Origin of the sequence: Chromobacterium sphagni, assembly GCF_001855555.1 — a bacterium.
In the GTDB taxonomy this organism is placed as follows: domain Bacteria; phylum Pseudomonadota; class Gammaproteobacteria; order Burkholderiales; family Chromobacteriaceae; genus Chromobacterium; species Chromobacterium sphagni.
Genome location: NZ_MKCT01000036.1, coordinates 23,595 through 35,795, shown reverse-complemented (window position 1 = coordinate 35,795; position 12,201 = coordinate 23,595). Strand labels below are relative to the sequence as shown.

At 69.4% G+C, this 12,201-nt stretch carries 3 protein-coding genes (1 of these 3 cut by a window edge); all 3 read right to left on the bottom strand.

Annotated elements, in window-relative coordinates; genetic code table 11:
- Window positions 1-4,162 (bottom strand): beta-ketoacyl synthase N-terminal-like domain-containing protein (locus BI344_RS14355; RefSeq protein WP_158021073.1); only part of this gene is annotated, 4,162 nt, incomplete at its 3' end.
- Window positions 4,150-10,578: an SDR family NAD(P)-dependent oxidoreductase gene (locus BI344_RS14350; RefSeq protein WP_071113575.1), complete on the bottom strand. Its 6,429-nt coding sequence runs from the start codon at window positions 10,576-10,578 to the stop codon at window positions 4,150-4,152. The genes BI344_RS14350 and BI344_RS14355, both read right to left, overlap by 13 nt.
- Window positions 10,575-12,201 carry the end of an SDR family NAD(P)-dependent oxidoreductase gene (locus BI344_RS23450; protein ID WP_071113574.1) on the bottom strand. 18,212 nt of this gene lie beyond the right edge of the window, so only the last 1,627 of its 19,839 coding nucleotides appear in the window; its start codon lies beyond the right edge, outside the window; the stop codon is at window positions 10,575-10,577. Before BI344_RS23450 ends, BI344_RS14350 begins: the two co-directional genes overlap by 4 nt.

The following is a 12,201-nucleotide window of genomic DNA, read 5'->3' as shown; positions in this document are numbered from 1 at the left end:
CGTGCAGCCCGCCATGCGCGCGCTCGGCATGTTCGATCAGGCGCCGGACCGCGGCCGCCTCGGCCACATCGGCCTGCTGGAAGTCGACCCGCGCCCCTAGCCTCCGCAGGGCGTCCACCCGCCGCTCGGCCTCCGCCGTCAACGCCGAGCGGTTAACGAGCAGCAGCGTCGGTTGCCGCGCGCCGCCGGCGATGGCGCTGGCGAACAAATAGCCCAGTCCGCCCAGTCCGCCGGTGATCAGATACACGCCGCCGTCCCGCCATGGCGTTGCGGCCCGGTCCGCGCCGCCCAGGGCCATCACCCGCTCCAGAAGCTTGACCTGCCGCTCGCCGCCGCGATAACGGATCTCGGCCGCGCCGAAATCGGCCGCGTTGTCGAGCACCATTTGCGCCAGCCCGGCAGTCTGGTTTGGCTCGCACAGTTCTATGGTCTGCGCCGCCAGCAGCGGATTCTCGCGGCTGGCGGTTTTCAGCATCGCGCCCAGTCCGCCGAAGCCGGGGCCGACGCTCGCCGCATTGATGAGCAGCTGGATGCGCACCGGCTGCGACGGTCGACTCTCCAGCACCCGCCTTATCCTGGCCAACACCGCGCAGGCCGCCGCCTCGAAGCGCTGCGCCAGCGCATCGCCGGCGATGTCGACAAGGTCTGCCACCATGTGCGGCGCCCGCTCGCGCAACGCATGCAGCGCGGCCGGAGGAAAGTCCCCCAACAGCCACAGCAGATGGCGGCCGGTCCCTTGGCCACCGGCGCCGGCAGGCGCCTGCCGCGACTGCCAAGCCTGTCGCGCCAGCCACGCCGCCGCATCCGGGCCGGCAGCGCCTGATGATCCGCGCTTCGGCGCCAAGCCGCCGCCCGGACCCGCGGGATGGATCCAGTAGCGCTCATCGGCGAACGGGTAGGTCGGCAAAGGCAGCCGGCCATACTGACCGCCGGCGAACAGCGCGGCGTAATCGATCGCATAACCGTCGACCAACAACGCCCCCACCGCGCGGAGCTGCTCCAGATAATCGTCGGCGACCAAGCCGCCGTTCACCAGGGCCTGAACGCACTGCCTGCCGTAATGCTTGAGCGACGCCTTCTCCCGGCTTTCGCCATCAAGGAACTGGCCGACGACGACGCCCCCGGCGCCGCTCCCGGCCAGCCATTGCTCCAGGCTGGTGAGCAGGTCTTCCAGGCTGGTGGCCGCGCACGCCAACCGGTGTTGCAGATGCTTGCGCCCCAGCAGCAGCGTGAAGCACAGATTGCCCAGGTCCGTGTCTGGCCTGGCCCGGATGAAATCGGCCAGCCGGCGCGCCTGCTGCCGCAATTGCTCCGGCGTCCGCCCCGACAGCGCCAGCAGATAGCCCGGACGCTCGGCGTGCTCGCGGCGCGCGCCGAGATGCTCCTCGACCACCACATGGGCGTTGGTGCCGCTGAAGCCGAAGGCGCTGACCGCCGCGCGCCGCGCCTGTCCTGCCGGCACTTCCCAGCTTTTCAACGCGGTGTTGACATAGAACGGGCTGCCGTCGAAATCGATGGCCGGATTGGGCGAGTCGTAATGGAGGGACGGCGGAATCTGCCGGTGCCGCAGCGCCAGCAGCAGCTTGATCAGGCCGGCGATCCCGGCAGCGGCGGCGGTGTGTCCCAGATTGGTCTTGATCGAACCGATCGCGCAATAGCTCCGCGCGGCCGAAGCGCGGCCGAAGGCGTTTGTCAGCGCCCTGAGCTCCACCGGATCGCCAAGCCGGGTTCCCGTGCCGTGCGCCTCCACCAGTTGGATGCCGGCGGGGTCGATGCCGAAAGTCTGGTAGACCTGCCGCTGCAGCCTTTCCTGGGACAGGGCGCTGGGTGCGGTGATGCCGTTGGTGGTGCCGTCCTGATTGATCCCCGATCCCCGGATCACCCCGTGAACATGGTCGCCGTCGTCGACCGCGTCGCGCAAGCGCTTGAGCACCACCACCCCCACCCCCTCGCCCGGCACGAAGCCATCGGCGCGAGCGTCGAAAGTGTGGCAGCGGCCGGAGGGCGACAACATGCCCGCCCGCCCGGCCAGCGAATAGAAGCCGGGCGTAGACTGCACGAAGGCCCCGCCGGCGAGCGCCAAGTCGGTTTCGCGGCTCCACAGCCCCTGGCACGCCAGATGGACGGCGACCAGCGAACTGGAGCAGGCGGTATCGACCGTGATCGCCGGCCCCTGCAGGTTCAGGCAATATGAAATCCGCGCCGACAATATCGAACCGGCATTGCCCCACATGGCCTGCGCCGGCGCGCCGTCGTCCACCAGGCTCTGGTAGTCGGCGCCGTTGTAGCCGACATAGACCCCGCAGCGACTGGCGTCCACGCCGTCTCCGGCATAGCCGGCGTCCTCCAACGCCTTCCACGCCTCTTCCAGGAACAGCCGCTGTTGCGGGTCCATGGTTTTGGCTTCTGTGGCCGAGATATTGAAGAACAGCGGGTCGAAACGGTCGATGTCGGCGAGAAAGCCGCCATATCTGCCGGCAGCCGAACCCTCCGCCGCTTGCGCCAGCGGCCAGCGCGTCGACGGCCGCACCAGATCGTCGCCGTTGGCCAGATGGCTCCACAGTTGCTCCAGATCGGCCGCCCCGGCGAACGTTCCGCTGACGCCGATCACCGCAATGGGCTGATAAGGCTGCCACGCCGGGCTTGCCGGCGCGGGTTCGGCCTGGGGCGGCAGCGCCGGCCCCGTCGCGGCAACCGCCGGCCCGCCGGCGGCGGCCCCGCCCCGCTTCGTCGCCAGCCGCGCGCCCACCCGCTCACCCCAGCTCAGCCGGATGTGCTCCGCCAGGCTCCGTATCGTGCTGTAGTCGTACAGATGGGAGGTCTCCAGGCTTATGCCCAACGTCTCGTTGAGCTGATGGACCAGCTTGACGCCGGTAATCGAGTCGACGCCGTAATCGCCGAAAGGTGCGCTGTAATGTATCTGTCCGGCCGACAACCGCAGATTGACGCGCAGCTGCTCGGCAATGGCGCCGCGGATGCTTTCGCTCAATTCGTCGTCCGGCGTGGGCGCCGCCTCGGGGGCCGGCGCGCTTGCGGCGGCGGGCGCGGGATCGGCCCCGACATGGGCTGGCTGGCGAATCTGCCCGTCGCTGCGGGCCATGAAAACCTGCTGCCCCAGCCGTCTGGCCTCGGCGGCGGGCCAGCGCACGCGGTCGAAACCCTCCTCCCGCAGCAAGGCGCTCCAGCCGTCGACCGACAGCGCCGGGCAACCCTCGATGCGCAGCTCGGCGTCCTCCACCAGCCACCAGCCCTCGGTCAGGCCGAAAGTCAGATGCGCGAATAGATTGTTCTCGACAATCTCGTTCACCAACAACACGCCATTGCGCTTCAGCAAAGCCTTGGCGTTGCGCAGCGTCGTCCGGATGTTGCGGGTCGCGTGCAGCACATTCGCCGCGATCACCACATCGAAGTCGCCGATGGCCAGGCCTTGCTCCCGCACCGGCTGCTGGATGTCGAGCAGCTGATAGCGCAGATACGGCCTGCCCGGCCCGTAGACATCCTCGGCATGCAGCAGAAAGGCTTTGGAGATGTCGGTGTAGACATAGGCCTCCACGCAATCCTGGAACGGCCGCAACGTGTCGAAGACCACCTCGCTGGTGCCGCCGGTGCCGCCGCCGATTTCCAGAATGCGCAGGCGGAACGGCTCGCCCTGCGCCTGCCTGGCCCGGATGATCGCGCCGATGCCGCCAGCCACCACATTATTGAAATAATCGGCCTGGGCATTGGCCTTGTAAATTCCCTCGACCTTGGCCATCGACGCGTTCGGAAACAGCAGGTCGGTCACGCGCTGTCTGCCGCTCAGGATGTCCGGCAGCGCCCGCAGCGTTCCCTCCACCAGCTCGGCCTGCCTGGCCAGGCCGGCCTGGGCGAAAAATCCGCTCCGGCCCAGCGTTTCCCAGCGCCGCCACAAGGCGTCCAGACTGTCGCAGGCCTTGGCGGACGGATAACCGCTCGCGCGCAGCATCCGGGCGCTTTCGCCCAGCCAGCGTGAATACAACGGCAGCGTCTGCGCCCGCGCGCGCCAGCCATCGGCGCCGAGCTCGAAACCCATTGTCTCCAGTTGCCGCCACAGCGTGTCCAGTAGCAAGGCGGTGAAGTCGCTGTTCGCCAGCGCCGGCTGCGACGCCGGCGGCTGGCTTGCGAATACGCTTAGTCGTTCCATATCGTTTCCATCTCCGGCGCCGACTGCGGCGCGAGAATCGTCTGCCCGGCCCATGGTTCCACGAATTCGGCGGCGACCGGCGCCAGCTCGGCGCGCTTCACCACCGCCAATTGCCTGATTGGCGAGCACAGCAGCTGCTCCAGCGCCGCCATGCCCTCTTCAGGCTCGATCGAGCCTATTCCCATCGCCGCCATCCGTTGCCGGTACGAGGCGTCGGCGACGATGCCGGTCCCGCCCCAATATCCCCAGTTCATGATTTTCACCGGGCAGGCCCAGGCCTGGCCCAACCGATGGGCGAAGGCGTCGCTGAACGCGCAGCCGGCTGCGTAATTGCTTTGCCCCGGCGCCTTCATGAAACTTTGCATCGATGAAAAGAACAGCACGAAGTCCAGCCCCGCCTGCCCGAAGGCCCGCGCGAGGCCGACGCTGGTATCGACCTTGGCGCGCAAGCCGGCCATGAAGCGTTGCTCGTCCATTCCCTGGAGGCTCCTGTCCTGCAGGACGATCGCGCTATGCACCAGCCCATGGATCGCGCCCAGCCTGGCGCGGATCTGCGCGCACGCCCCGGCCAGCGCGGCGGGATCGGCCGCGTCCGCCTGGAAGTAAAGCGGCCGGGGACCCAGGCCTTGCAACCGATCGCAGCGAGCGGCGATTTCGGCGTCGTAGGCACGCCGCCCTATCCAGACCATCCTGGCCTGATAACGGCGGATCAGATGCTCGCTGAAAGCCTCGCCCACCCCGCCGGCGCCGCCGATGACCACATAAACGCCCCCTTGCCGGAACGGCGCGGGCGTGTTGTCCAAGGGCAGGTCTACCGGCAACAGTTGCTGCCGATACCAGTTGCCGCTCCGCCAGGCATGAGCGTCGCCGCCAGCATCGGCGGCGAAGCCCAGGCATGCCCGCAGCCGGCGCGCCGCTTGCGGATCGCCAAGCTCGAGGTCGGCCAGTTGCACCGACCATCCCGGATACTCCTTAGCCAGGGAGCCGACCAGTCCGTGCACGCTGGCATGCGTCGGATAGACCGCCTCGTCACGGATGCTCTGCGTCTGCCAGCTCACCACATTCAGCCGCAGCGGCCGGCCGCCGTAGCCCAGGGCCAGCAGCGCCTTGAGCAGGCGGAAGCCGAAGCGGACCCCCGCCGCCTGCCGTTCGGCGTGCAGGCCATCGTCGGCGGCGTCGATCGCGTCCGCCGGCAACAGCCAGGTCAAGGCCTCGACAGCGCCCGGCGCGCCCAAGACGCCGACCAGCTCGTCGATCGAGGCCTCCGGCGCCACCGCAAGAAAGCGGGCCTGCGGGAAGGCCAACGCCAGCTCCTCGCGCAAGGCCCCGTGGACGACGCCGAGGAAAACCATGGACGGTCTGCCCTCAGCCGGGACCAGGGCTTGCGGTTCGCACAGCTCCCAGCACGGCAGCAGGGTCTGCACCGCTTCGCCGACGGCGGGCTCGGCCGGCCGCGCCGGCGCCATCGCGCCGACCGGCTCGGCGGCGTCGGCCCAACAACGCTGCTTGAGGAAGGGATAGCCGGGCAGCCGGATGCGCCTTGGACGCTGTCCGGCCGGATACAGCATGTCCCAATCGCAGGCGTGGCCGGCGATCCAGCGGGCCATCATGCTGCCGCCGGCCGCGTCGGGCCGCGGCTCGTCATGGCTGAAAACGCAGCCGCGTAGCGCGTTCGCCGGCAGCGGCAGTCCGTGCAGAAAGTCGCGCAATACCCCGGCCAGCGACGCGATGTCGGCGACGGCGACGCCAAGGCGATATTCCATCGCCGCCCTGCCGGTCTGCAGCGTGTAGGCGAGATCGGGCAGATCGGCGTCGCTTAGCGGCCGCTGCCGGATTTCCTCCAGCAGCTGCTCGGCGCGGCGCGCAAGCTGGGCCTCGGTTCTGGCCGACAGTACGACGAAGAACGGGCCGGCCGCCTGCGCGCGGCGCGGCGGCGCGACATACTCCTCCATCACCACATGGGCATTGGTGCCGCTGTAACCGAACGAGCTGATCCCCGCTCGGCGCGGCGCGGCGCCAGCGTCCGGCCATGGCCGCAGCTCGGTATTGACATAGAAAGGCGAGCCGGCGAAACGGAAATGCTCGTTCTCCCGGCTGAAATGCAGGCTGGGAACCAACTGGCGGTGCCGCAGGCACAACAAGACCTTGTGTACTCCAGCCACCCCTGCCGCCGCTGTCGCGTGGCCGATATTGCTCTTGACCGAACCCAGCGCGCAGAACTGCCGCCGACCGCCGTCGCCGAAGGCGGCGGCCAGCGCCGCCAGCTCGATGGGGTCGCCCAGCTTGGTCCCGGTGCCGTGCGCCTCGACATAGCCCAGGCTGTGCGGATCGATGCCGTTACGCGCGTACATGTCGTGGATCAGCGCGCGCTGGCTCTTCATGCTGGGGGCGGTGATGCCGTTGGTCTTGCCGTCCTGATTGACCGCCGAGCCGATGATGAGCCCCTGAATATGGTCGCCATCGCGCTCGGCGTCCTGCAGCCGCTTGAGCAGCACCACGCCTACGCCCTCGCCCGGCACGAAGCCGTCCGCGCCGTTGTCGAAGGCCTTGCAGCGGCCGTCCGGCGACAGCATGCCCGCCTCGCACATGCGGACATAGGTTTCCGGCAGCAGATACAGGGAGACGCCGCCAGCCAACGCCATGTCTACGGCGCCGCTTTGCAGGGCCTGCACCGCCAGATGAATCGCCACCAGCGACGACGAGCAGGCCGTATCGACCGGAATGGCCGGCCCCTTCAGATTGAAGTGGTAGGAAACCCGTCCGGCGCCTATCGCCGAGCTGTTGCCGGTCGCGCTGCCGCGGCGGTGCCGGGCGACGATCTGCGCGTACTCGCTACCCATCACGCCGAGATAGACGCCGCAATTGCTGCCGTCCAGCTGCGCCGGCGAATAGCCGGCGTCCTCGAAGGCCTGGTGGCACTCCTCCAGGAACAGCCGGTGCTGGGGATCGGTCAGCTCCGCCTCGGCCGGACTGATATTGAAAAACAGCGGATCGAAGCAATCGACGTCGTCGAGCGCGCCCAGCCAGCGGCAGTATATTTTTCCGTCCGAAGGCACTTTGGCGTCGTAATGCTCGCGCATGTCCCAGCGCGCCGCCGGCACTTCGCGCACCGAATCCCGGCCCGCCGCCAGATTGCGCCAGTATTGGTCCAGATCCGCGGCGTCGGGATAGCGGCCGGAAGCGCCGATGATGGCGATCCTGCCGTCGGCGATGCCGGCGGTCCGCGGCCCGGCCTCGACAGCCGCAACGACCTCTACAAGCTCGACGACCTGCACCGGCCTCTCAGGCAGATCCGCCGCCGCCGGCTGCGCCGCCTGCTCCGCCGCCACATGCGCGGCCAACTGCCGGATCGTCGGGTGCTCGAACAGCGCGGTCGCCTTCAGATCGACGCCCAGCGTCTCGTTGATCTTGCGCACCCACTCGACGCCTATCACCGAGTCGACGCCCAGATCGGCAAACAGCCTGTCCGGTGGAATGTCGGCCACCTCGGCGTAAAGCGCATCGGCCAGGCTTGCCGTCAGGGCCGGCGCAATGCTGGGCGACGGCGCGACCGGCGCCGCATCCCGCCGGCTCACCGGCTCAGGCCGGGAGCCCACAGCTTCCGCCCCGTCCGCCGGCGCCGCAGATTGCCGCAGATGGCCGGCCAGCAAGGTCAGCGTTGGATAGTCGTACAGCGCCGATGTCGGCATCGACAGTCCGAACACCTTATTGATCTCACGGTTCCACTCGACGCCGACCACGGAGTCCAGCCCCAGCTCGCTGAACGGGCGCTCCGGATCGAGCTCGTCCGGCTCCGCGCACAAGGCCTGCGCCAGGCTGGCGCGCAGTTGTTCCCGCAGCAGGCTGGAATCGATCCTAGGCGCGGCTTGAGGCTCCTGGCGCGCCGGTTCGGCGACGGCGGCGGCCGCGGGCCGGTCCAGCGGGCTGAGCGTGATCGCCGGCAGCGCCAGCGGCGACGGCGTCGATCCGCCGCGCTCCGCCAGCGCCGGCAATGTGCGTGCCGCGGTCGGCGCCGGCTGGTCCACCGCCGCTTCGACGCGCTTCCCGCCCCAATAGCGCTTGGTGGCGAACGGGTAGCCGGGCAGGCTGAGACGACGGGGATGGCCGCCAGCCGGATACAGGCAGCTCCAGTCAAACGCCAGCCCCTGTGCCCACAGCTCGGCCAGCCGCGGGAGCTTGCCGCCCGCCACCCATTTACGCAGCAATTGCTGCAGATCCTGGTCGTCGGCCAGCAAGGACAGCATGTCCCGCCCCCGCGACGCGGTCCCCCGGCTCCAGCCGCTCAGATCGGGATCCGCCGCGCACGCCTGCTCCAGCCTCTCCCGCAGCGACGCCATGTCCGGCACCACCGCCGCCAGCCTTTCCTCCATCGCCTCCCGGCCGCTCTGCAAGGTGTGCGCCAGCGACGCCAGCCTGTCGTCGCCCCAGCCCCCCCGGCGGATCGCCTCCAGCAAATTCCGCGCCTGCCGCCGCAGCTGCTCGTCGCTGCGCGCCGACAGCACGATCACCGCCGGCCCCGACGCCGCCGGCTCCGCCTCCCGCGCCCGGTACTCCTCGACGATCACATGCGCATTGGCCCCGCCAGCGCCGAACGATGAAATCCCCGCGATCCGCGGAAACTCCCGCTCCACCCCGTCCACCGTCAGCAACGGACGCTTCCACTCCTGCAACTCGCGCTGCACCCGGAACGGCGTGCTGCCGAAATCGATATGCCGGTTCAGCTCCCGCGAATGCAGGCTGGGCGCCAGCTGGCCGTGCCGCATCTGCAGCAGCACCTTGGTCAGCCCCGCTATCCCCGCCGCGCTTTCGCCATGGCCTATCGCTGACTTCACCGAGCCTATCGCGCAGGTCTGCAGCAGCGCCTCCCCGCCGCGTTGCCGGAAAGCCTTGCTCAGGCCGGCGATCTCTATCGGATCGCCCAGCTCGGTGCCGGTGCCGTGCGCCTCGACATAGCTGACCGCCCCCGGCGCCACCCCCGCCCTCTCCAGCGCCGCAGCGATCACCTCGCTCTGCGCGCTCGGGTTCGGCACCGAGTAGCCGTTGCTGCGGCCGCCGTGATTGATGCTGGTGGCCTTGATCACGCCGTAGATGTGGTCGCGGTCGGCCTCTGCCCGCGCCAGCGGCTTCAACAGCACCGCGCCGACGCCCTCGCCGGGCACGTAGCCGTCGCCGCCCTCGCCGAAGCTGGCGCAGCGCCCCTTGCTGGAAACGAACTGCCCCTGGCTCAGCGCCAGATACTTGTTCGGATGGATGGAGACATTGACCCCGCCGGCCAGCGCCAGCTCGCACTCGCCCAGCCGCAGGTTCTGGCAGGCGATATGCAACGCCGTCAGCGACGATGAGCACATGGTGTCCAGCGCCAGGCTGGGACCGTTGAAGTTGCAGAAATAGGAAACCCGGTTGGCGATCGAGGACGGACTGCCGCCCAGCGCCGGCAGCGGCTCCTGGCCGGCGAGCAGTCCGCCGTACAGCGGATACTCCTCGTACATCACGCCGACGAACACGCCGACCTTGGCCCCGGCCAGCGATTCGCGGGTATAGCCGGCGTCCTCCAGCGTCTGGTAGGCGCATTGCAGGAACAGCCGCTCCTGCGGGTCCATCAGCTGCGCCTCGCGCGGCGAGATGTTGAAGAACAGCGGATCGAACTGGTCGACGCCGTCCAGGAAGCCGCCCCATTTGCTATAGCTCTTGCCGGCCGTGCCCTTGCGCTCGTCGAAGTAGAGCCGGTAGTCCCAGCGTTCAGCCGGGATCTCGCCGACGCAGTCGCGGCCGGACTGCAGATTGTCCCAGAACGCGTCCAGGTCCGGCGCCTGCGGGTAACGGCCGTTCAGGCCTATGATGGCGATATCGGCACGCTCGGCCGCCGCCGGCTGCGGCGGCACAGGCGACGATGGCGCGACGCCGGATCGGGCCGGGGACGGAGACGGCCGCGGCGGCAAGCGCGGCGCTTCGGCCGACTTGCGCGCGAGCGGCGCGGCCACGCTTTTGCCAAGCAGGCGCGTCAGCGCCGGCCGGTGGGCATTGAGGAAATACCGGCCGATGGCGTCCACCGTCTGGTATTCGAAAAACAAGGTCTTGGACAAGGGGCCGAAAACGGTTTCCAGCTCGCTTGTCACCTGCATGACGACGACGGAGTCTATGCCGTATTTCTCCAGCGGCTCGTCCAGTTCCAGCCGCCCGGCCGGCAGCTGCAGCCCCGCCGCGATCCGCTGCCGGAAATATTCCATCACATCGGCGTCTGACAAATCGGCGATCGCGCCGGCCGACGGCTCCGCCTCCGCCTTGCTGCGCAGCAAGGCGCGAACGCTCTCCAGCAATTGCGCCGCCTCGGCCGGACTCAGCCTGCGGTCCTTGATCTGCCGGTGCAACTCGGCGACTTCATCGTTCCCGTTGGTATCTTGCGAATTCCAGTTCATGCCAGAAGCCACTCCCGCAGTTCGTTTTCGTCCAGAACGCCGGCGACGATTTTTGCGATCAGATCCGAATAAGGATCCGCGCCCGCGCTTAAAGTCTCGGGCTCAGGTTCCGGCGCCAGACCCGACAACACGCAAACCTGGGCCTCCCCGCTGGCCAGCGCGCCGTAGAACGCCGCCACGCCCGCCGGCGTCTCCAGCGGCACCAGACCGTCGCGATCGCGCCACTGCCGCACCGTCGCCTCGTCCACCCGCATCCCGCCCTCCAACCACCACGGCCAGTTGATCGACAGCGTGTGACCCCGACGCTCGCCCTGCTCCACCAGGCGATTGCGCCAGACCGCGTAGCCGTCCATGAAACCGTTGGCGCCGGCGTAATCCCCCTGCCCAACATTGCCGTACACCGCCGCCGTCGACGAGAACGCCACCAGGAACGACAGCGGCAACGCCGCCGTCGCCTGGTCCAGATTCACCAGGCCGGCCACCTTGGCCGCCAGCACCGCGCGCAGATCCTCCTGCCGCTTGTTCAGCAGGAAACCGTCCCGCAACACGCCGGCGGCGTGCAGAATCCCGTCCAGCCGACCATGCGCCGCCAGCACCCCCGCGATCGTCTCCCGCACCGCCGCGCCGTCGGCCACATCCAGTTGACGGTATTCCACCGTCACCCCCGCCGTCCCCAGCGCCGCCAGCTCCCGCCGGCGCTCGTCGCTCAAGACCGAGCGCCCGCTCAGCACCAGCGTCGCCCGCGTCAGCCGCTCCGCGATCTCCCGCGCGAAGATCCAGCCCAGACCGCCGGCGCCGCCGGTGATCCAATACACCCCGCCTTCCTTCCACGGCAGCGGGCCGCCACCGCTGGCCGGCAGCTTTTCCAGCGCTCCGCAGTGCCGCTCGCCGTCCAGATAGCGGATCTCCCGCTCCGCCTCCCCGCCGGCGTTGTCCCGCACCGCCGCCAGCAGGTCGCCGCCCGGCTCCAGCTCTATCACTTGCGCCGACAGTCGCGGATTCTCCCGCCCGGCGCTCTTCAGCAGCCCCGACACCCCCACCATCCAGTCGCCGGCGTCCGACCGCAGCAGCACTTGCAATAGCGCGGCCTCCGATGTGCGCTCGCGCAGCATGGCCTGCACCAGCGCCAGCACTTGCTCCAGCGCCGAGCCGTAATCGTCCGCCGCGCCGTCGCCCCGGCGCCGCAACACCGAAATCCGCGCCGCCGGCCACGCCGCCCGCACGCGGTCCAGCTCGCCCTCCCACGCCGCGTCCACCAGCAGCCAGCGCTGCGCCGCCGCCTCGACCTGCGCCGCCGGTCGGCGCCGCCAGCGCCGCGCCAGCAATTGCACGCCGGATTCGCGCCGCGCCCGACTGCTCAAGCCTTGCAGCCTCACGCAGACCGCGCCGTCCTGGTCGCACACGTCCAGGTCCAGCTTGCGCACGCCTGCTCCGCCGCCGGCCGCCTCGCGCACCAGCACATAGCCCGCCGCCGGACTGGCGGCGAACACCTGCAGTCCTTCCAGCGCGAACGGCAGCAGCAGGCCGCCGCCGGCGTTCAGGCCTATCATCGCCTGCAGCGCGCTGTCCAACAGCCCCGGATTCAGCGCATAGCCGTCGGCCGCCGCCGCGCTCGGCAACGAC

Excerpts from the sequence above, each read along its gene's own strand:
- BI344_RS14350 (WP_071113575.1), bottom strand. The coding sequence starts at position 10,578 with ATGAACTGGAATTCGCAAGATACCAACGGGAACGATGAAGTCGCCGAG.